Here is a 21,925-nt window from a genome sequence, read left to right on the forward strand (position 1 = left end):
GCGGCGACCTCGGGCTTCCTACGGCTCAGCTCCGGCCCGCCCGGTCGGAGCCGGCATCGCAACGCTGTGACGTTCGGAAGCGTCAGGCGTTGAACGGTTCGCGGACCTCGATCACACCGTAGATGTCAGTTCCCACGCGCAAAGATCATAGGCAGCGGGCCACGGGCCCGGCCGGGCAATCGGGAAGGTCGATCACGGTGCGCGTCTCCTGGTCGTAGCTGCGGGCCGCCACCACCTCACCGGTCAGCGGCGGCAGCCCGGTCAGCAGGGCGTCGGAGCCGGGGGTGGCGTTCAGCGCGAGGCTGACGTGCGGAACCCACCGGGCGGGATCGTGCAGCGGGTTGGCGGAGCCGACCGCACGCCACACCCGCGCGTGCATCTCGTGCAGGCCGGTGGCCGGTAGCACCAGCGCACGGCCGAGCATCCGGGGCGCACCGAGACTCACCGGCACCGGCAGGCCGAGAAACGGAAGACCCTCCAGCGACGGTACGACCACGAGCGTCACATGGGGCCGGTTGGTCGGATGCGTGTGCGTGGCGAGGCTGCGCGCACCAGCCGCGTGCAGGCGGGACCAGAGCGAACGCACCTCGCGCTCCAGCCCCGGGTCGAGCAACAATTCCACGGTACGCATCGAAACACCATAAACCGGTCACCTGACGCTACCACCCCCGTACTGGCATCGTCCGGTGACCGGCTCACCTAGCAGCATCGACGACCGTATCGGGGGATGGGGGAAGTCCGGACGATTCCGGACGGCGGTCTCCTCCACTAGCCTCACAGGCGTGGATCCGGCGGCCGCGTTCAACGAGCTGCCCGATCCGGCACGCGCGACCGGGCTGGACGAGTTGGTCGAGCAGTTGCGGTTGCTGAAGATCTGGGCCGGTGACCCGTCCTACGGGACGATCAAGGACCGCGTCAACGCGGCCTGGGCCGCGGCCGGCCGGCCCGCCGGTGAGCTGGCCCGGCGGTCCACGGTGGCGGACTGCTTCCGGACCGGGCGCCGGCGGTTCAACACCGACCTAGTGGTCGAGGTGGTCCGCGCGCTGCACCCGGACACCGGTTATGTGGCGCAGTGGCGTCAGGCGCTGCGCGTGCTGAGCGGCGAGTCCGAGGCGGCGTCCCGGGTGCGGGTGCAGGACCGGCTGCCACCGGACCCGGCCGGGTTCACCGGCCGGGTCGCGGAACTGGACCGGCTGCGGCGGGCCGCGCGGGCCGGTGACAGCGTGGTGATCTCCGCAATCGAGGGGATGCCGGGCGTCGGCAAGACCCAGCTGGCGCTGCACGCCGGTCACGTGCTGCTGCGCGAGGAGCCGTTCGACCGGGTGCTGTTCGTGAACCTGCGCGGCTTCCACCCGGACCCGGCGCAGCCGCCGGCCGACCCGGCGGCGGTACTCGACGGGTTCCTGCGGCTGCTCGGTGTGCCGGGACGGCAGCTGCCGCACGGGCTGGCCGCGCGGACCGCGGCGTACCGGGAGCGGCTGGCCGGCACCCGTACGCTGGTGGTGCTGGACGACGTGGCGACCGCGGCACAGGTACGGCCGCTGCTGCCGGCCACGCCCGGCTGTCTCGCGCTGATCACCAGCCGGCGGCGGCTCGGGGCGCTGCGGCCGGCGGCGCGGCTGACCGTGGACGTGTTCACGTCGCGCGAGGCGGTCGCCTACCTGCGGGAGGCGGCGCCGGGCACACCGGTCGGCACGGATCCGCGTGCGGCCGCCCGGATCGCGCGGCGCTGCGGTCATCTGCCGCTGGCGCTGAGCCTGGTCGCGGGCCACATCCGGGGTACGCCGGGCTGGACGCTGACCGATCACGCGGACCGGCTCGACCAGCGGCACCGGGAGCGGCGGCTGGACTCCGGGGTCGAGCTCGCGCTCGCGCTGTCGTACCAGGCGCTGTCGGTTGATCTTCGGCTTCTGCTGCGGTTGGCGGCACTGCACCCGGGCCAGGACCTGGACGCGTACGCGGCGGCCGCGCTGACCGGCACCGGCCTGAGCACCGCACGGGCCGGGCTGGACCGGCTGCGCGACGATCACCTGCTGCAGCAGCCCGCACCCGGCCGGTACGCGTTCCACGACCTGGTCCGCGCGCACGCCATCACCCGCGCGCAGGACGAGGACCGCCCGCCGGACCGCCGCGCCGCGCTGGACCGGCTGTCCGGCTACTACGTGGCCGCCACGGCCGCGGCGATGGACACGCTGCACCCGGCCGAGGCGCATCTGCGGCCGCGGATCGCGCCGATCGTGGGCCCGCTGCCCGGCCTGTCCGATCCCGACACGGCACTGGACTGGCTGAACGCGGAGCGGACGACGCTGGTCGCGATCGCCGCCCGGGGCCCGGACCCACACACGGTACGGCTGTCCCGCACGCTGTTCCGCTACCTGAGCGGCGGGCACCTCACGGACGCGCTGACCGTGCACGGCCACGCGGTGGAGGCGGCCCGGCGTGCCGGTGACACGCTCGGCCAGGCGCACGCGCTCACCGACCTCGGCGGCGTCCACTGGCGGCTGGGCCGGCCGGAGGACGCGGCCCGGCACTTCACCGAGTCGCTCGCGCTGTTCGCGCGCGCCGGTGACTCCGACGGCGAGGCCCGCGCGCTGACCAGTCTCGGCATCGTCGCGGACCGCGGCGGGCGCCCGGACGAGGCGATCGGCCTGTTCGAACGCGCGCTCACGCTGTTCGCCGCGGCCGGGAACCGGACCGGCGAGGCGCGCACGCTGAACAACGTGGCGAACGTGGAGGCACGCCGGGGCCACACCGATGCCGCAACCGCGCACTGGGAGCGCGCCATGCGCCTGTTCCGCCAGGCCGGCGACCGGGCCGGCGAGGCGAACGCGCTGAACGGTCTCGGCGACCTTGAGGTGCAGGCCGGTGCGTTCGAGGCCGCGGCCGGCCGCTTCCAGCGCGCGCTCACGCTCTACCGGCAGATCGGCAACCGGGCCGGCGAGGCGAACATCCTGGACAGCCTCGGCATGCTGCACACCCGGCTCGGCCACCCGGACCAGGCCACCGACCTGCACCGGCTGGCACTGACCATGTACCGGGAGACCGGCGACCGGTACAGCGAGGCCCGTGCCCACAACGGCCTCGCCGAGGCGGCCCGGGCCGCGGGCCGGTTCACGGACGCGCTCGCCCACCACGAGCAGGCCCTGACGATCGCGGACGGCATCGGCTCCGGCGACGAACAGGCCCGCGCCCGCACCGGCATCGCCGAGGTGCGGCAGCGCCGCTAGTCGCCGAGCCGCTGCAGCGTGGCCGCGTCCCAGGACAGCGTGACGACACCGTCGGTGACCCGCACCCCGCCGCCGGTCCAGTCGACGGTCAGCGCCTCACCGTGGTCGAACGGGTTCTTCGCGGAGTAGAACCGGCCGCCGTCGCGCAGGCTCACCCAGATCTCGTCGTACGGCGCCAGGAACAGCCGTTCACCACGGTGCACCCGCTCCACGCAGTATCCGGCCTGGCAGCCCAGCTGATCCGCTTTCGTGGCGAACAGCAGATTCGGCGACAGCCACCGTCCGGCCAGCACGGCCAGCACCAGCAGCCCGAGAACGACCCCCAGCGCGACCCGCCCGGCCCGCGCCTTCCGCGACGACGATTCCATGTCGCCCACCGTACAAATCCAGCCCGCCCGTGCACTCCCCGGATCGTGCCGTGGCGAGAATCCGGGGTCCGCTCGGACGGCGATCGGGTATCCGCCCACCCACCGGCCAGGACGGGGTGAGGCCGGAACGCCACCACGCCGGCCGCGGGAGAACCGCTTGCCGACATCGTTGCCTACGGGCAGTTGGCGCTGGTGTGGTTGACCGCGTACTCCTCGTTGTCGTGGGTGATGCCGGAGCGTTCGCCGGCGAAGTAGGACTCGACCTTCTCGCCGTCGCGGAGCTGCTCGAAGTGCAGGTGCGGGGCGCTGGACTCGCCGGTGCTGCCGAGTTTGCCGATCTGGTCCCCCATCTCGACGCGCTGGCCCTCGGTGACCATCGGGGGTTCGAGCAGGTGCAGGTAGAGGGTGGACCACTTGCCGCCGTGGTCGATGCGGACCCAGTAACCGCCGCCGCGGCCCATCGGGCCGCGCGGGTTGTCCGGGGTGCGCTCGCCGAGGCGGCCGTTGATCCCGGCCCGGACCACGGTGCCGGCGTACGCGGCCAGGACCGGGCGGCCCCACGTCTCGCCGCTGGTCGGATAGAGGTCGACGTCGAAGTCGCCGTGGCCGGGGTAGGTGCTGAGCCGCCACGTCTCGCCGCACGCCACCGGCAGCTGGAACGCGGGGCGCGGGCCCGGCGGGCGCATGGTGCGCTCGGCGAACCACACCGCCACCGCGGCCAGCATCAGGACCACGACGACGGAGACGACGGTGCGGACACGAGTGGCAGTCACCGTCCGATGGTGCCAGGCCGAGACCATGAGCGGCGAACGTGGAAAGCTGGACGAAACGAGCGAAGGAGCGCACGTGAGCACACCGATCCGGGTCACGGTCTGGGGCGAGAACGTCCATGAGCAGCATGAACCGGAGGTGGCGGCGCGGTATCCGGACGGCATGCACGGCGCGATCGCGCAGGGCGTCACGCAGCATCTCGGTGATCGGGTGACGGTGCGCACCGCCACGTTGCAAGATCCGGAACACGGCCTCACCGAGGAGGTTCTTCGCGAAACGGACGTGCTGACGTGGTGGGGGCACGCCGCGCACGCGGACGTGGCGGACGACGTGGTCGACCGGGTGCACCGGCACGTGCTGGCCGGAATGGGCCTGATCGTGCTGCACTCCGGGCACTGGTCGAAGATCTTCACCAAGCTCATGGGTACGTCGTGCACGTTGCGCTGGCGATCCGCGCACGACCGGGAGCTGGTCTGGACCGTGGACCCGACGCACCCGATCGCGCGCGGCGTCCCGCACCCGATGATCATCGAGGAGGACGAGATGTACGGGGAGTTCTTCGACATCCCCGCGCCGGACGAGCTGGTGTTCATCTCGTCGTTCTCCGGCGGCGAGGTGTTCCGGTCCGGGTGCACGTTCAAGCGCGGCCACGGCAAGGTCTTCTACTTCCGGCCCGGTGACCAGGACTACCCCACGTACCACCACGACGGGGTACGGAAGGTGATCGCGAACGCGGTCGAGTGGGCGGTGACGGTGCGCCCGGAGCGGGCCGAGCCGACGCTGCTGCGCTACGAGACCGAGGACTTCTACCACGGCCACGGGTACGGTGGACCGCTGTGACGCTGCGGGTCGTGGTCATCGGCGCGGGGGCGATGGGCCGCGCCTGGATCCGTACCGTCGAATCGGATCCTGATGTGGAACTGGTGGGTGTCGCCGACCTCGACGTTGACACCGCCGTCGAGGCCGTCGAGGGACGCGTACCGACCGGGCCGGACGGCGTCGCGCTGGCTCAACGGACGAACGCGGACGCCGTCATCAACGTGACCGTTCCGGCCGCGCACCATCCGATCACCACGGAGGCGCTGTTCGCCGGCCTGCCGGTGCTCGGGGAGAAGCCGGTCGCGGAGACGGTCACGCAGGCGTTGTCGCTGGCCGCGACCGCGGAAGTGACCGGCGAACTGTTCATGGTCAGCCAGTCCCGGCGCTACAACGCGCACCTGTGGGCGCTGCGCGCGCAGGCCCGCGCGCTCGGCCGCCCCGGCCTGCTCACCACGGAGTTCTTCAAGGCGCCACGGTTCGGCGGCTTCCGGGACGCGATGGACCATCCGCTGCTGCTGGACATGGCGATCCACCCGTTCGACACCGCCCGGTTCGTGCTCGGCGCGGAGCCGGTCTCGGTCTACTGCGAGGAGCACAACCCGCCGTGGAGCTGGTACGCCGGCGACGCGGCCGCGACCGCCACGTTCGAGATGACCGGCGGGGTGCGGTACGTCTACACCGGCAGCTGGTGCTCCCCCGGCCTGGAGACGTCATGGAACGGATCGTGGCGGCTGTCGGCCGAGCACGGCTCCGCGGTGTGGAACGGCGACGATCCGCCGGTGTCGTCGGTGCCGGTCACGGACGGGGTCGTGGCGGACCCGGGCGTGGAGATCGCGGGCGCGCTGCGCGCGTTCACCCGCGCACTGCGCACCGGGGAGGTGCCGATGGGCGAGGTGCACGGCAACGTGATGAGCCTGGTCATGGTGGAGGCCGCGGTCCGGTCCGCGTCGACCGGCGCCCGGGTGCGGATCGACGACGTGCTGGAACGCGCCTACGAGCGGGCGATCGCGGAGGAACCGCACCCCGAGGTCCGCGAGGCGCTGCACTCGTGGACATCGGTACGCGAGGCGCTGAAGGGCTGACGTCGCGCGGCGCCGCCCACGTCGTTCCCGCGGCGTGGGCGACGCCCGTCCCCGGCGTCGTGCTCGTCTGCGGCCCTGCTCCCGGCGTGGCCCGCGGCCGCTCCGGCGGCATTCGCGTCGTGGGCGGGTGCCGTGGTCGCGGTATCGTTCGCCGTGTGGACGACGCCGCCTCCGGCGTCGGGCCGGTTAGCGGAACGCATCGACGACGCGATGAACGTGTTGACCAGCTTGAGTCAACACGTCAACACATCAACCCGGCGCGCGGACCGCGGTGACGACGTGGTCGGTGTCGGAGCCGGTCAGTGCCGCCTCGTGCACGTCGGTGAAGCCGGCCTCCTTCAGCAGCTCCGTCAGTTCCGGCATGTCGTAGGCGCGGCCGCCCTGCGTGTGGAACATGTTCAGGCTGAACATCCGCACGAACGCCTCCGCCGGTCCGGGACCGCGGGACGGCACGTCCGCCAGCGGCTCCAGCAGCGTCAGCCGGCCGCCGGGCCGCAGCGCGGTCGCGGCCCGGCGCAGCAGCGTGAGCACGTCCGCGGGGCGGTAGCCGTGCACGATGTTGCACAGCAGCACGAGATCGTGGCCGTGGCCGAGATCCGTGGTGAACAGATCCCCGGGGCGCAGCGTCACCCGCTCCGCCACGCCGGCCTCGGCCACGGTCCGGGCGCCCTGCTCCAGCGCACCCGGCAGGTCGACCACGGTGGCCCGCAATCCCGGCCTGGCCCGCAGGAACGCGACCGTGTAGCCCGCGTGCCCGCCGCCGAGATCGAGCAGACTGTGGTCGTCGCCGGCCGGGGTCAGCGCCACGATCTCGTCACCGAGGTGCGCGGCCAGCCGGCGCAGCATGGTCTGGAAGTCGGCCAGCGTGTCCGGGTGGCGCTCCAGCCACGCGTAGAAGTCACCGGACGGCCCGCCACGCCGCACCGACTCCTCCAGGTCGCCCCACCAGTGGTCGAGCACCGCGACCCAGAACCGCAGCACCGGCACGAAGCTGCCCGGCACGTCGGTGCGCAACCAGCGTGCGGTGTGTGGCGTGTCGGCGTAGCGGTCCCCGGCACGTTCCAGGTAGCCGTAGCCGGCCAGGGCGTCGAGCAGGATGCGCAGCCCCGCCGGGTCGGTGCCGGTGCGGGCCGCGGCCTCCTCCGCGGTCAGCGGCTCGGCGGCCAGCGCGTCGAAGACCCCCAGCCGCGCCCCCGCACCCGCGGCACGGAACGACACCGCGTCCAGCAGATCCAGATACGCCGCCGGAAACGCTTCCGGATCGACACCGTTCAACGGTACGGGCATGAGCGTGCTCCTCCAGGAAGATGTCGCGGCCGGGCAGGCCGGCTTTCTCTGGTGACCGAGGCGCCACCGACGTCGTAGGAACGACATGGACGACGCCTCAGTCACGGTGGTCGATTCAGAAGCAGCGCCGGGCTGGTCCCGGCCGGGACCAGCCCGCCGACCGGGACCGGTCAGCTGGGTGGGCATGCGGTCACCCGGCCGGGGCCGGCACCGCGTCGGGCAGGTCGTCGGCGCGGCGTAGCGTCCGGGAGGCGGCGGTGATCGCGGCGAGCAGGACCATCGCGGTGCCGCTGACCACGAACAGCAGCGCGATCCCGCGGCCCGGGCCGGTGCCGATCACCTCGCCGGCCGTGTTCGCGAGCGCGCCGCCCGGGGCCATCAGGGGCTCCGCGACCGCGTCCGCGAGCGGGCCGGCCAGCAGGTAGGCGAGCGGGACCGCGGCGTCACCGATCACCCGGGCCGCGGCCATCACCCGGCCGAGCACGGCGGGCTCGGTCTTGAGTTGCAGCAGCGTCATCGTGGAGCTGTTCACGATCGGCAGCGTGAACAGGAACAGCGGCGCGACGACGCCGATCAGCCACGGTGACGGTGCGAGCGCATGCAGCGCGAGCGCGATACCGCCGCCGGCCAGGCCGCCGATCACGGCCCGGCTACGGCGGCGCGGACCGCCCCAGGCGCCCATCACGAGGCTGCCGGCGAACAGGCCCGCGCCGCCGGCGAACATCAGCACGCCGAGCGTGGCCGCGTCCGCGAACGACAGGATCAGCGGCTGGATCAGCACGCCCGCGATGCCGAACAGGAAGTTGAAGACACCGAACACGATCACCAGATGCAGCAGGCCGGGCCGGTCCCGCAGATGCCGCCAGCCCTCGGCGGCGCCGCCACGCGGCTGCTTCGCGGTGCCGTCCGCCGGTGGGCGGGTGACCGCGGCCGGGAGCCGGACCAGGAACAGCGTGCCGGCCGCGATCGCGAACGTGAGCAGGTCGACGGTCAGCACACCGCCGATGCCGATCGTGACGACCAGCGCGCCCGCGATCAGCGGCGCCGCGATCTGCACGGCGCGGGAGATCTGCATGAAACCGTTGAACCGGGCCAGGTGCCGGGTGCCGACCAGCGCCGGGGTCATCGCCTGGTACGCGACCTGGTGCACGGTCGACGCACCCGCGGTCAGCGCGGTCGCCAGGTAGATGTGCCACACCGCCAGCTGGTCCGTGGCGACCAGCACGGCCAGCGCGGCCGTGCCCACCGCGGCCACGGTGTCCGCGCGCAGCATCAGTGTCCGCCGGTCGCCGGCGTCCGCGGCCGTGCCGGCCAGCGGGGCGACGAGCAGCGCCGGTACGGTCGCGGCCAGGAAGATCAGCGAGAACTGCAGCACGGAGCCGGTGCGCTGGTAGACCCAGACGCCGAGGACGAACGCGGTGAGGCTGGAGCCGACCAGCGACGCGAGCTGGCCGAGCCAGATCGCGACGAGCAGCCGGGTGGCGACGGGACGCTCAGTCATCGGCGAGCACCTTCAGGTAGGTGTGCAGGAGTCGTTCGTCCGCGGCCGGGCAGACGATCCCGGCCGCGGCCAGCCGGGCCTCGGTGCCGGTGCAGTCGAAGTCCGGCTGGGTGCGGACCGGCGTGTCCGGCCCGAACAGCGGCGCGAACGCGGCCAGTGCCGCGTCCGGCCGGTCGAGCAGCGCGGCCCGCCAGCGCGGGTACGGCACCAGCTCGGCCCGGTGCCCGAACGAGGTGAGTGCGCCGGCGAGCGCACCGAAGCTCATCGTCCGGTTGTTGTAGTAGTGGTGGTCGGCCGTGCTGCGGTCGCGGGTGAGCAGCCCGATCCCGGCGGCCACGTAGTCGACCGGGGACAGGTCGATCCGGTCGTCGAGGTCCGGCACCGCGCCGAGCTGGACGCAGGTGGCGAGCAGCCGGCTGAAGTAGTCGCCGGTGTTCCCGGCGCCGGTCACCGAGTGCCCGCTGACCCGGGCCGGCCGGTGCACACTGACCCGCAGCCCCCGGTCCCGGGCCGCCCTGACCAGCGCGTCCGCGGCCCACTTGGTCGCGTTGTAGCCGCCGAGCCCGGTGCAGTCGTCCGGCGCGTCGCCCTCGCGGACCAGCCCGAGCCGCCGGGCCGGGGTGAGGAAGACGCCGAGCGTGGAGACGAGGTGGACGTCGCTCGGGTCGCCGTGCGCGGCGAGGCGAAGCACGGTCAGCGTGCCGCCCACGTTCGCCGGCTTCAGCGCCGCGTACGGCCGGAGGAAGTCGACCACGCCTCCGTTGTGGACGATCACCTGGACGCGCGCGCCGAGCGCGGCGAAGTCGTGCGCGGTCAGGCCGAACGCGGGTGCGGCCAGGTCGCCCGGGACACCGGCGAGCCGGTCGCCGAACGACGGGTGCCACAATCCGTACCGTCGCAGGTTGTCCTCGACCCGCGCGGTCGCCGCGGCTTCCCCGGCGGCCCGGACCAGGCAGTGCACGGTCGCGGTGGTGTGCCGCAGCCAGTCGGCGAGCAGGTAGGCGCCGAGGAAGCCGGTCGCGCCGGTGAACAGCACGTCGGTGACCGGCAGCAGCGGCCCGGCCGGGGCCAGGTGCAGGTCCGCGGGCAGGCGCGCGTCGGCCCGCAGCACGTCCTCGGCCGGCGTGCCCGGCCGGTCACCGGCGTCCAGCGCCGCGGCGAGGGCGGCCAGGTCCGCGGTGCCGAAGACCAGCGGCAACGGTACGGGCCGGCCGAGCACCGCCTCCGCACGTGCGGTGAACCGGGCCGCGAGCAGCGAGTGCCCGCCCAGGTCGAAGAAGTTGTCGTGCCGCCCGACCGGCCCGATGTCGAGCAGATCCGCCCAGACGTCCGCGAGCACGCGCTCGACCGGGGTGCGCGGCGGCACGTGCGCGGGCCGGGCCGGCGCGTCCGCGGGCGTGGGCAGCGCGGCCGTGTCCAGCTTTCCGTGGCGGGTCGTCGGCAGCTCCGGCACCACGACGACCGCGGTCGGCACCAGATGATCCGGCAACATCTCCCGCAGCCGCGCCCGCACCGCGACCGGGTCCGGAGCGCCGCCGGCCGGGTCCGGGGTGCCGCCCGCCGGGTCCGGCGCACCACCGGCCGGGACCGGGACCAGGTAGGCGATCAGGCGGCGGCCGGTGGGGTGGTCGGCGGCGACGACGGCGGCCTGGCGGATGCCGGGCAGGGACGCGCAGGCCGCCTCGATCTCGCCGGGCTCGATCCGGTAGCCGCGGATCTTGATCTGCCGGTCGGTGCGGCCGAGGAACTGCAGCGTGCCGTCGGAGCGGTGCCGGGCGAGATCACCGGTGCGGTAGAGCCGGGCGCCGGGCTCGCCGCCGAACGGGTCCGGGACGAACCGGACCGCGGTCGCGCCCGGGGCGCCCAGATAGCCGCGGGTGGGCGCCATGCCGCCGATGTAGACCTCGCCCGGCCGGCCGACCGGGACCGGCCGCATGGCGTCGTCGAGCAGGTGGACGCGCACGTTCGGCACCGGGCGGCCGATCGGCAGGTGCGTCAGGCCGGGCAGCTCGTGCGCGTCCACGGTGGTGTAGGTCGTGGCGCAGACGGTCGCCTCGGTCGGGCCGTAGTGGTTGTAGAGCGGCACCCGGCCACGGGTCAGCGCGGCCCACCGGCGCACCTGCGCCACCGGAACAGGTTCCCCGCCGACCAGCACGGCCCGCAGCGGCCCCGCGGCCACTCCGGCCGCGCCACCGGCCGGTCCGGGCAGCGGGTGGCCGGGCGCCTGAAGGTCCGAGGTCCAGCTCGACCACAGCGGCGCCGCCGTGTCGACCACGGTGATGCCGTACTCGCGGCACAGCCGGAGCAGTTCCGGGCCGTTGATCGTGGCCGGGTCCGGGTGGACGACCAGCGCGGCGCCGGTGATCAGGGCCGGGAACAGGTCGCCGACGGACGCGTCGAAGCTCAGCGGCGGGATCATCAGCAGCCGGTCATCGGCCGTGAGGCCGTGCAGGCCGGCGAAGCCGCGCGCGAACGTGACCGCGGTCCGGTGCGCGACCATGACGCCCTTCGGCGCCCCGGTCGACCCGGACGTGTAGACCACGTAGGCCAGCTGATCAGGGTGGTCGCCGACGCCGGCCGGGACCTCGTTGCCCTCGGTTGCCGGATCATCGGGCCGCACGACCGTACCGTGGAAGCCCGGCACGGAACCGGAGGCGATCGTGACCGCGGCCCCGGCCGCGGACAGCAGTGCCGCGGAGCGGGCCGGTGGCGCGGCCGGGTCGAGCGGCAGGTAGCCGGCGCCGGCCCGGAGGATGGCGAGGACGGCCACGATCGCGTCCGCGCCGGACGGCAGCAGCAGCCCGACCGGCGTGTCCCGGCGGACGCCGAGCGCGCGCAACCGGCCGGCCAGCGCCGCCGACCGCCGGTCCAGCGCGCCGTAGGTGAGCGGCGCCCGCCCGGGTTCCAGCACCGCGAGCGCGTCCGGCGTGGCCGCGGCGCGCGCCACCACCAGCGCGTGCAGCGTGGTGGCGGCGCCGACGTCGAGCGCCGTGTCGTTCCAGGCGGTCAGGTCGCGGCGCTCGCCCGCGGTCAACGTGTCCAGTTCGGACAGTCGTGCGTCGCCGCGGACGGCCATCGCGTGCACCGTGTCCCACAGCCGGTCGATCAGCCGGTCCACGGTGGACTCGTCGAACAGATCCGTGTTGTAGTCGGCCAGACCGCCGAGCCCGGCGTCGAACTCGTGGATGGCGATCGTCAGGTCGAGCCGGGACGTGTCGCGGCGGACCGGCACCGGGCGGACGGTCAGGCCGTGCCGTTCCCGGACGCCGCCGCCGCGGTTGAGCACCAGCATCGTCTGGAACAGCGGGTTGCGCCCCGGGTCACGCGGCGGCGCGGCCAGCTCCACGATCCGGTCGAACGGCAGCGCCGCGTGCGCCAGCGAGTCCATGGTGGTCCGTCGCACCCGCGCCAGCGCCTCGTCGAGCGCCGGGTCGCCGGACAGGTCGGTGCGCAGCGGCAGGCTGTTGACGAACAGCCCGACCGTGCGGTCCAGGTGATCGCCCGATCGCAGCGACACCGGGGAGCCGACGCAGACGTCGTGCTGGCCGCTGAGCCGGGCCAGCACCACCTGCAGCGCGGTCAGGAAGATCATGAACCGCGTGGCGCCGGTACGCCGGGCGAGCGCGTCCACCTCGGCCGCGAGCTCCGGTGCGATCGTGAACGCCCGGGTCGCACCGGCCGTCGACGGCGTCGCGGGCCGGGGCCGGTCGGTGGGCAGGTCGAGCACGGCGGTACCGGCCAGGTGCGCGGCCCAGAACGACTCCGCCTCGCCGGACGCCCGGTCCCGCTGCCACAGCACCCAGTCGCCGAACTGGACGTCCGGCGGTGGTGCGGCCGGCTCACCCGCGCGGTGCCGGCGGTGGCCGTCGAGCAGCTCGTCGAGGATGACGCCGAGCGACACCTCGTCCGCCACGATGTGGTGCACCGCGACCGTGAGCAGGTGGTCGTCCGGGCCGAGCCGGACCAGCCGGATCCGCAGCAGCGGCGCCTCGGCCAGGTCGAACGGGGTCTCGCACTCGCGGCGCACGATCGCGGCCGGGTCCGCGCCGGGCCGGTCCTCGTAGGTGAGCGGGTCCGGCGCCGCCGCGAGCACGTCCTGGTTCCCCGCGCGGATCCGGGTGCGCAGCGCCTCGTGCCGGCCGGTCAGCGCGATCGCGGACGCGCGCATCGCGGCCGGGTCGACCGGTCCGGTCAGCCGCACCCCCTGCCCGAGGACGTAGGCGGGGTTGCCCGGCAGCAGCCGGTCGAGGAACCACATGCCCTCCTGCGACGGTGACAGCGGCACCGGCACCCCGGCCGGCCGGCGCGGGATCTCCGCGGCCGGTGCGCTGCCGCCCAGCCCGCGCCGGGCCAGCAGTTGGCGGATCAGCCGTTCCCGGTCGGTCATGCCGGCTCCCCCTCGCACGGCGGCGCGATCGGGGCGACGGGCGCGCTCATGGCTTCTCCTCCAGCATGCGGTGCAGTTCCTCGTCGGACAGGCCGGCCACCTCGAGGCGGACCGCGGCGACCGCGTGCAGGTGGCCGGGCTCGGGTTCGAACGCGGTCAGCGCGGACGCCATCGTGGCCACGGTCGGCGCCTCGAACAGCACCCGGATCGGCACGCTGATCCCGAAGGTGTCGGACGTGCGCGCGACCACCTGCGCGCCGAGCAGCGAGTGGCCGCCGAGCCGGAAGAAGTCGTCGTGCGCGCCGACCGGGCCGCCGCGCAGCACGTCCTGCCAGATCCCGGCCAGAACCTGTTCCACCGGGGTACGCGGGGCGACCGCCGGCGCGGTCTGATCACCCCAGCGCGGTGCGGGCAGCGCGCCGCGGTCGACCTTGCCGTTCGCGTTCAGCGGCAACGCGGGCAGCACGTCCAGGTGCGACGGGACCATGTAGCCGGGCAGCCGCGCGGCCAGCACCGGGCGCAGCAGATCCGGCAACGTGGCCGGGTCGGCGCCGTCCGCGGCCACGATGTGCCCGGCGAGCCGGGTGTCGCCGTCGCCGCCGGTCCAGGCACCGACGACCGCGTCCGCGACCCGGGGGTCCGCGCGCAGCACGGCCTCGATCTCGCCGGGTTCGATCCGGAAGCCGCGCACCTTGATCTGGTGGTCGCCGCGGCCGAGGAACTCCAGCCGCCCGTCGGCGCGGCGGCGGGCCAGGTCGCCGGTGGCGTAGAGGCGGGCACCGGGCGTGTCGGCGTACGGGTCGGGCAGGAACCGGCGCGCGGTCAGCCCGGCGCGGCCGTGGTAGCCGCGCACCACACCGGTGCCGCCGATGTAGATCTCGCCGACCACGCCGGCCGGTACCGGTTGCAGCGCCTCGTCGAGCACGTAGACGCGGGTGTTCGCGATCGGCGTGCCGAGCCCGATCGGCGCCGGTGCGGGCGGCACGGCCCCGGCCGCGGACCAGACCGTGGTCTCGGTCGGGCCGTAGCAGTTCCACAGCCGGGCGTCGCCGGTCAGCAGCCGGTCGGCCAGGTCGCGGGGCAGCACCTCGCCGCCGCAGAGCCGCAGCCGCAACCGGTCCGGCACGCCACCGGACGCGAGCAGCAGCCGCCAGGTGGCCGGCGTGGCCTGCATCGCGGTCGCGCCGGACGACTCCAGCCGGGCCCGCAGCGCGGCGCCGTCACCGGCCTCGGCCGCGCCGACGATCTCCAGCCGGATGCCGCGGACCAGCGGGACCAGCAGCTCCAGCACGGAGATGTCGAACGACAGCGTGGTGACGGCCGCGAACACGTCACCGTCACCGAGATCGAGGTCGTCGTGGAACGACGCGACCAGGTTGACCACGGCCCGGTGCGGCACGGCCACGCCCTTCGGCCGCCCGGTCGACCCGGACGTGTAGATCAGATACGCGAGCCCGTCCGGATGCACCGGCTGCCGCTCCGGCGCCACCGCCGGGAGGTCCGCGTCGATCAGCACGGTCGGCGCGGTCGCCAGCACGTCGCCCAGCCGGGCCGCCACGGACGCGTCGGTGAGCACCACCCGCGTGCCGGAGTCGGTGAGCATGTACCGCAGCCGGTCCTCCGGCAGTTCCGGGTCCAGCGGCAGGTATCCGGCGCCGGCCCACCACACGCCGAGCACGGCCGCGAGCATCCCGGTGCCGCGCGTCATGCACAGCCCGACCGGCGTGTCCGCGGTGACGCCGGCGTCGCGCAGCCGGGCCGCGATCCGCCCGGCGCGCTCCAGCAGCGCGGCGGTGTCCCGCGTGCCGTCCGGCCCGGTGACGGTGGCACCGGCGACCGGGTCGATCAGGCCGAGCACGGAGCCGTCCGGCGGCGTACCCCGGTCGGTGTCGTTCCAGCCGGTCAGCACCTCCCACCGTTCCGCGCCGCGCAGCAGCGGGATCAGGTGCAGCGGCCGGTCCGGTGCGGCGACGCCCGCGGTGAGCAGCGTGCTCAGGTGCCGGGTGAGCCGGTCGATCGTGGACGCGTCGAACAGGTCGGTGTCGTACTCGACGGCCAGCCGCAGCCCGCCGGACGGCGTGGCCTCGCCGACCAGGGTCAGGTCGAACTTGGCGGTGCCGGTGTCCAGCTCCAGCGACGTCGCGGCCGTGTCGCCGAGCCGGAACGGCGCGTGCGGCGCGTTCTGCAGGATCAGCTGTGCCTGGAACACCGGCGTGTGCGCGAGGCTGCGCTCCGGCTGCAGTTCCTCGACCAGCCGTTCGAACGGCAGGTCCGCGTTGCCGAGCCCGTTCAGCGTGACCTCGCGGGCGCGGGCGGCCAGCGTGCGCAGCGACGGCCGGCCGACCGACGACAGCCGCAGCGCGACCGTGTTGACGAAGAACCCGACCAGCCCCTCCAGGTCCGGGTGGCCGCGCCCGGCGACCGGGGTGCCGATCACCACGTCGTCCTGGCCGGCGTGCCGGGCCAGCACGGTCTGGAACACGGCCAGCAGCGTCATGAACATGGTGACGCCGGTGTCCTGGTTGAACGCGGTGACCCGGTCGACCAGCGCGGGCGGCAGCGTCAGGTAGTGCACGGCGCCGCGGTGCTCGCGGACCGCGGGCCGGTGCCGGTCGGTGGGCAACGTGAGCAGCGCCGGCGCGCCGCGCAGGTGGCCGAGCCAGTAGTCGAGCTGACCGGTGAGCAGGTCGCCGCCGAGCTGCCCGCGCTGCCAGCGGGCGAAGTCCGCGTACTGCACCGGCAGCGGCGGCAGCGCCGGGTCGCGGCCGTCCCGCGCGGCCGTGTACGCGGCGTTCAGCTCGGTGAACAGCACGCCGAGCGACCAGGCGTCCGAGATGATGTGGTGCAGCACCAGTGTGAGCACGTGCTCGTCCGGGCCGAGCCGGATCAGCGCGGCGCGCAGCAGCGGCCCGGTGGCCAGGTCGAACGGCCGCCGCCCGAACTCGGCCGCGAGCGCCCGGCCCTCGACGCGGGTGCCACCGGACGCGTCGGCGATCTCCAGTTCCACCGGCAGGGCCGGGTGCACGATCTGCACCACCTCGCCACCGGACTCCGCGAACGTGGTCCGCAGCGTCTCGTGCCGCGCGACCACGGTGGACAGCGCGGCGCGCAGCGCGGCCGGGTCGACCGGTCCGCGCAGGTGGAACGCGACCGGGATGTGGTAGACCGCGGTACCGCCGGCGAACCGGTCCAGGAACCACAGCCGCTGCTGCCCGAACGAGGCCGGGTGGGTACGCGGCGCCCGCGCCCGCTCGGTCAGCAGCCGGGCCAGCAACGCCCGCTTACCCTCACGCGGCACATCCGATCGCGGCGCATCCGATCGCGGCGCCGGGGATTCGGTGCTCATCAGGCCTCCTGGATCTGTGCGGGCAGGTCGAGCCCGAAGCGGGTGGCGGCGGCCGCGACCTGCCGGCGCAGCGCCACCGGGCCATTGCCGGAGAAGCGGCTCAGGTACGCGCCGAGCGTCACCGGGTCGTCGGCGAGGAACGGGAAGTCGCTGGGCACCATGTGCCGGATCGCCAGCAGCGGCACCGGGCTGTGCAGCGGCCGGAAGTCCGGGTTCCACAGCCCGCCCTTGGCCGGTGGCCCGTCGTGGAACTCGCCGATCATCAAGCCGCGCTCGGTGTACGCGGCCTTGAGCCGGGCCTGCGCGCTGTCCACCTGCACCCGGGCGATCTCGTCCGGCAGGTCGGGCAGCGTGAGCAGGATCGTCTTGAACTGGGCGGCCGGGCCGTGCGCGGGTTCCAGCGCGGTGAACCAGTCCCGGTACCCGGCCAGCAGCGCGTCCAGGTCGTCCGGGTCGAGCGTGTCGCCCCGGTGCACCGCCAGGTAGAACACGCCGCGGTCCAGCGAGCCCTGCACGAACGGGCACACCGGTCCCTTCCGGCCGAGGTCCGGGTGCGGCCCGCAGAGGTAGTGCTGTGCCCAGGCGAGCACCTCGAGCAGCCGGCCGGTGACGCCGGCGACGAGCGGGTGCGGCAGTTCGGCGTGCAGGTCGGCCGCGTCGAACAGCACCTGGCCGGGGAATCCGGGGCGGGTCAGCATGCCCGCCCCCGCAGGGAGAGACGGGCGGCCAGCACGGCGACGGCGGTACCCACGGTCACGGCCGCGGCGAGCGCCCGGCGCTGGCGGCGTACCCGGGCGAGCGCGTCCGCGTACGGCGTGGTGGTGTGCGCGACCAGCGTGTAGAGCGGCACCCAGCGGTGCGGCAGCAGCCGGGACAGCGCCCGGTCCGCGGCCGCGGCCAGCACGTACCCGGGCCGGTGCACGCGTGCCCGCAGCTCGGTGAAGTTCGCGGCGGACAGGTCGGCGAGCACGTCGGTGTGCGGGCGGCGCGCGGCCTCGTACGCGGCCAGCGCGGTCCCCCGGTCCGGGTGCCGGCCCAGGCAGGCGTCCAGCACCAGGCAGTCCTCGAACGCCGCGTTCATCCCCTGCCCGAAGAACGGGTAGACCGCGTGCGCCGCGTCGCCGACCAGCACCACCCGGTCCTCGTGCCGCCACGGCGCCGTGCGCACGGTGACGAGCCGGCCGACCGGGTGGGCCAGCAGCTCGTCGGCCAGGTCCGGCATCAGCTCGCGCGCGTCCGGGAACGCGGCGTCGGCGAACGCGTGGATCGCGGCCCGGTCACGCAGCGCCGCGAAGCTGACCGGCCCCTCGTGCGCCATGAACAGCGAGCAGGTCAGCGAGCCGTCCCGGTTGGGGTGCGCGACCATCAGCGCGTCCTCGCCCGGCCAGACGTGCAGCGCCTCGAGGCGCACCCGGGGCACGCCGCCGGGGCCGGCCGGGATGGTCAGCTCGGTGTAGCCCCACGGCAGGAACTCCTGCGCGTAGTCGGCGCGCAGCCCGTGCTGCAGGTGGCGGCGCGCGGCGGAGAACACGCCGTCCGCGCCGACGATCAGGTCGGCCTCGACGGTCTCGGCCGGATCGGCGACCTCCACCGTGCCCTTGTCCCGGTCCAGACCGGTCAGCGTCCGTCCGAAGTGGAAGCTGACGTCCGGGTGCGCGGACGCGGTGTCGACGAGCAGCCGGAGCAGGTCGTCGCGAAGGACCGAGTGCAGGATCTCGTGCTCGCGCACACCGTACGGCTGAAATCTGGTCGTGCCGTCGGGCCGGTGCACCACCCGGCCGCGCATCGGCACGCCGCGGGCGAGTACGGCGTCGAGCAGCCCGGCCTCGTCGAGCGCGGCCATGCCGCGCGCGGACAGCCCGAGGTTGATCGATCGGCCGGTGGCCGCGGTGCCGGCGGTGCGCGGGTCCGGCCGGCGTTCGTAGACGGACACGCGATACCCGCGGCGGGCGAGGAACACCGCGGTCAGCGAGCCGGCGAGCCCCGCGCCGACGACGACCGCATGTTCCTGTGGGCCGGTCATGACTCCTCCTCCGAGGTCAGTGCGTCCAGCAGCGCGTCGATCTCGGCGTCGGAGAGCGAGTCGAGCGAGTCCGGAAGCCGGTCCGGCGCCGGTCGTGCCGGGCCGGTGTGCGGTGATGCCGGGCGGGTGGCCCGGTCGAGCAGCGGTGCGAGCTCGGCGACGGTCGGCGCCGCGAACAGGTCGCGCAGCGTGACGTCCGCGCCGAACGCGGTACGGATCCGGGCGATCAGCCGGGCCGCGTTGAGCGAGTGCCCGCCGAGCGCGAAGAAGTTGTCGTGGACGCCGACCTCGGGCAGGTTCAGCACCTCGCGCCAGAGCGCGGAGAGCTCCGACTCCACCGGGGTACGGGCGAGCACGGCCGGTGTCGCGGTCGTCTCCCGCCAGGACGGCTCGGGCAGCGCCGCCCGGTCGGCCTTGCCGCTCGCGGTGCGCGGCAGCGCGTCCAGCACCACCAGCGCGGCCGGGATCATGTAGTCCGGCAGCCGCGCCGCGAGCCCGGAGCGCAGCTGCGGCCAGAGCCCGGCCGCGCTCCGCTCGCCGGTGGTGACGACGTAGGCGGCGAGCCGGCCGCCGTCCCGCGCGGTCACCACCGCCTCGGCGACGGCGGGGTGCTCGCGCAGCAGCGTCTCGATCTCACCCGGCTCGATCCGGAAGCCGCGCACCTTCAGCTGGGCGTCGGCGCGGCCGAGGAAGTCGAGCGTGCCGTCGGCCCGCCATCGCCCGAGGTCCCCGGTCGCGTAGAGCCGGCCACCCGCACGGTACGGGTCCGGCCGGAACCGGGCCGCGGTCGCACCGGGCTGCCCGAGGTAGCCGCGCGCCACGCCCGGCCCGCCGATGTGCAGCTCGCCGACCACCCCCTCAGGCACCGGCCGCCCGGCCGCGTCGAGCAGGTACACGGTCGTGTTCGGCGTCGGCCGGCCCAGGCTGACCGGCCCGTCCGGGCCGGCCGGTCCCGCGGTGGAGTAGACCGTGGTCTCCGACGGCCCGTACCCGTTGATCACCGTGCCGCCGTCGCGGAGCCGGTCGGCCAGGTCCCGGGAGAGCGCCTCGCCGCCGCTGATCCGCAACCGCACCCCCGCGGGTACGCCACCGGCGGTGACCAGCATCCGCCAGGTCGCCGGCGTGCCCTGCGCGACGGTGACGCGCCGGCCGGCGAGCGCGGCCCGCAGCAGCGCGGCATCCCGGGCGGTGTCCGCGTCGATCATCTCGATTCGCGCACCGGCCAGCAGCGGCAGCACCAGCTCGACGACGGAGATGTCGAACGCGTGCGTGGTCACGGCCGCGACCCGGTCCGCCGCGGTCAGCCCGAGCACCGCGTGGAAGCCGGCGAGCAGGTCGGTGACGGCCGCGTGCGGCACCGCGACGCCCTTCGGCCGGCCGGTCGACCCGGACGTGTAGAGCAGGTAGGCCAGCGCGTCCGGGTGCGTCTCCACCGGCGGTGGCGCGGACGCGGGGAACCGGTCCAGATCGGCGGTGTCCACCCGTACGACGGTCGATCGTGGATCGTCGAACGGCGCGTCGGTGAGCACGACCGGTGGGCGGGCGTCGGCCAGCATGGTGGCGATCCGGGCCGGTGGCAGGCCCGGGTCGAGCGGCAGGTAGCCGGCACCGGCCCGCCAGACCGCCAGGATCGCCGCGACCAGCCACGTGCTGCGGCCCAGCGCCAGCCCGACCGGCGTGTCCGGCCCGGCGCCGTGCGCGTGCAGCAGGTGCGCGAGCCGGTTCGCCCGCGCGTCCAGCTCCCGGTAGCTGAGCCGGCCGTCCGGCCCGGACACCGCGATCGCGTCCCCGGTCAGCCGGGTCAGGTCCGCCACCGCCGGCAGCGGGTCCCCCGTGCCGTACCCGCGCAGCCGTTCCCGGTCCCCGGGTCGCAGCATCGGCAGCGTGGCGACCGGGGTCCCCGGCCGGTCCAGGCCCGCCTCCAGCAGCGCCAGGTACTGCCCGGTCAGCGCGCGGACGCGCGTCTCGTCGAACAGCCCCGACCGGTACGTGACGCGCAGCCGCAGCCGGTCCGCGCGCTCCTCCACGGTGAGCGTGAGGTCGAACTTGACGGTGCCGTTCTCCCACAGCTCCGGCGTGATGGTCAGCCCGGCCGCGGTCCGCGGCGGCGGCGCCTCCTCCAGCGCGAACATCACCTGCACCAGCGGCGGGTGGGAGAGGCTGCGCGGCACCGCGAGCCGCTCCACGACCTGCTCGAACGGCGCCTCCTGCCGGGTCTGTGCGGCCGCGACCGAGTCCTGCGCCGCGGTCACCAGCTGCCCGAACGTGACGCCTTCCGGGAACACGGCGCGCAGCGCGAGCGTGTTCGCGAAGAAGCCGACCACGTCCCGGGTCTGCGGCCGGGTGCGGGCCGCGACCGGCAGCCCGACCAGCAGGTCGTCCTGGCCGGTGAGCCGGTGCAGCAGCGCCTGGAAACCGGCCAGCAGCAGCGTGCTCCTCCCCCGGTGGAGCCGCGCGGTCAGCTCCGCCGGCACGTCGCAGGTGACCGTGCCGCCGGCGTCGTCCTGTTCGGGCGGGCGCGGCCGGTCGGCGGGCAGGTCGAGCAGCACCGGGGCGCCGGCGAGCGCGCGGTGCCAGTGGTCCAGGTCGTCGTCGAACGCGCCGCGCGCGGCCTGCTCGCGCTGCCAGATCGCGAAGTCGCCGTACTGCATCGGCGCGTCCGGCAGTGCCTCGCCCGCGTACGCCGCGGCCAGCTCGCCGAAGAGCACGCCGAACGACCAGCCGTCCGCGACCGCGTGGTGCACCACCCAGACCAGCGCGTGCGAGCCGTCCGGCCGGCGCAGCAGCGTGAACCGGTTCAGCGGGCCGGCGGCCAGGTCGAACGGGCGGCGGGCCGCCTCGTTGACGTGCCGCCGCCAGTCGTCGCCGGTCTCGACCGGGTGCAGCCGGACCGGGCCGGCCGGCGCGACCACCTGGGCCGGTTCGCCGTCCACGGCCGTGAAGTGCGTGCGCAGGCTCTCGTGCCGGGCCACCAGCCGGGTCAGCGCGGCCTCCAGCGCCGGCCCGTCCAGCGGCCCGTCCAGGACCACGAGCCAGGCGATGTTGTACGTGGCGGAGCCCGGGCTCAGCTGGTCGAGCAGCCACAGCCGCCGCTGGGTGAGCGAGGCCGGCAGG

At 74.8% G+C, this 21,925-nt stretch carries 13 protein-coding genes; 3 read left to right on the forward strand and 10 right to left on the reverse strand.

The features are described 5' to 3' along the window. Nucleotides 1–145 precede the first annotated feature (145 nt). A complete protein-coding gene (locus J2S42_RS03620) occupies nt 146–631 on the reverse strand; it encodes a 2'-5' RNA ligase family protein (RefSeq protein ID WP_307235169.1) in 486 nt (161 codons plus the stop codon). A 151-nt stretch (nt 632–782) separates the two neighbouring features. Between J2S42_RS03620 and J2S42_RS03625 the strand changes: the two genes are divergently transcribed. Beyond that, nucleotides 783–3,227, forward strand: coding sequence for a tetratricopeptide repeat protein (locus tag J2S42_RS03625; protein WP_307235171.1), 2,445 nt, complete (start codon nt 783–785; stop codon nt 3,225–3,227). On the opposite strand, the gene J2S42_RS03630 is transcribed toward J2S42_RS03625, so the two are convergent. Then, on the reverse strand, nt 3,224–3,595 hold the full coding sequence (locus J2S42_RS03630) for a hypothetical protein (RefSeq protein WP_307235173.1): 372 nt from the start codon (nt 3,593–3,595) through the stop codon (nt 3,224–3,226). The genes J2S42_RS03625 and J2S42_RS03630 overlap by 4 nt on opposite strands. 173 nt (nt 3,596–3,768) lie before the next feature. Continuing rightward, on the reverse strand, nt 3,769–4,368 hold the full coding sequence (locus tag J2S42_RS03635) for a M23 family metallopeptidase (protein ID WP_370879143.1): 600 nt from the start codon (nt 4,366–4,368) through the stop codon (nt 3,769–3,771). A 73-nt stretch (nt 4,369–4,441) separates the two neighbouring features. Between J2S42_RS03635 and J2S42_RS03640 the strand changes: the two genes are divergently transcribed. Both J2S42_RS03640 and J2S42_RS03645 read left to right on the forward strand, forming a co-directional pair. Next, on the forward strand, nt 4,442–5,206 hold the full coding sequence (locus tag J2S42_RS03640) for a ThuA domain-containing protein (RefSeq protein ID WP_307235174.1): 765 nt from the start codon (nt 4,442–4,444) through the stop codon (nt 5,204–5,206). After that, the gene (locus tag J2S42_RS03645; RefSeq protein WP_307235176.1) at nt 5,203–6,267 is read left to right on the forward strand and encodes a Gfo/Idh/MocA family protein; all 1,065 of its coding nucleotides are present in this window, start codon (nt 5,203–5,205) and stop codon (nt 6,265–6,267) included. The genes J2S42_RS03640 and J2S42_RS03645 overlap by 4 nt, the downstream gene beginning before the upstream one ends. Nucleotides 6,268–6,516: 249 nt before the next feature. Here J2S42_RS03645 and J2S42_RS03650 read toward each other — a convergent pair whose 3' ends face one another. The 7 genes from J2S42_RS03650 to J2S42_RS03680 all read right to left on the reverse strand — a co-directional run bounded on the left by J2S42_RS03650 (nt 6,517) and on the right by J2S42_RS03680 (nt 21,924). Continuing rightward, nucleotides 6,517–7,554 (reverse strand): methyltransferase, encoded by a 1,038-nt coding sequence (locus J2S42_RS03650; protein ID WP_307235177.1) that lies wholly within the window; start codon nt 7,552–7,554, stop codon nt 6,517–6,519. A 190-nt stretch (nt 7,555–7,744) separates the two neighbouring features. Then, entirely contained in the window at nt 7,745–9,055 is a 1,311-nt protein-coding gene (locus tag J2S42_RS03655) for an MFS transporter (protein WP_307235179.1), read from the reverse strand. Then, complete coding sequence (locus J2S42_RS03660) at nt 9,048–13,442, reverse strand: non-ribosomal peptide synthetase (protein ID WP_307235181.1); 4,395 nt, start codon at nt 13,440–13,442, stop codon at nt 9,048–9,050. The genes J2S42_RS03655 and J2S42_RS03660 overlap by 8 nt, the downstream gene beginning before the upstream one ends. A gap of 46 nt (nt 13,443–13,488) precedes the next feature. Next, nucleotides 13,489–16,788 (reverse strand): non-ribosomal peptide synthetase, encoded by a 3,300-nt coding sequence (locus J2S42_RS03665; RefSeq protein ID WP_307235183.1) that lies wholly within the window; start codon nt 16,786–16,788, stop codon nt 13,489–13,491. Continuing rightward, nucleotides 16,788–17,486 (reverse strand): DUF6875 domain-containing protein, encoded by a 699-nt coding sequence (locus tag J2S42_RS03670; RefSeq protein WP_307235185.1) that lies wholly within the window; start codon nt 17,484–17,486, stop codon nt 16,788–16,790. Before J2S42_RS03670 ends, J2S42_RS03665 begins: the two co-directional genes overlap by 1 nt. Continuing rightward, a complete protein-coding gene (locus J2S42_RS03675; RefSeq protein WP_307235187.1) occupies nt 17,480–18,811 on the reverse strand; it encodes an FAD-dependent oxidoreductase in 1,332 nt (443 codons plus the stop codon). The genes J2S42_RS03670 and J2S42_RS03675 overlap by 7 nt, the downstream gene beginning before the upstream one ends. Continuing rightward, nucleotides 18,808–21,924, reverse strand: a complete 3,117-nt coding sequence (locus J2S42_RS03680) for a non-ribosomal peptide synthetase (protein ID WP_370879367.1) — start codon at nt 21,922–21,924, stop codon at nt 18,808–18,810. The genes J2S42_RS03675 and J2S42_RS03680 overlap by 4 nt, the downstream gene beginning before the upstream one ends. Between the last annotated feature and the right edge of the window lies 1 nt (nt 21,925).

The organism is Catenuloplanes indicus (assembly GCF_030813715.1).
Taxonomy (GTDB): domain Bacteria; phylum Actinomycetota; class Actinomycetes; order Mycobacteriales; family Micromonosporaceae; genus Catenuloplanes; species Catenuloplanes indicus.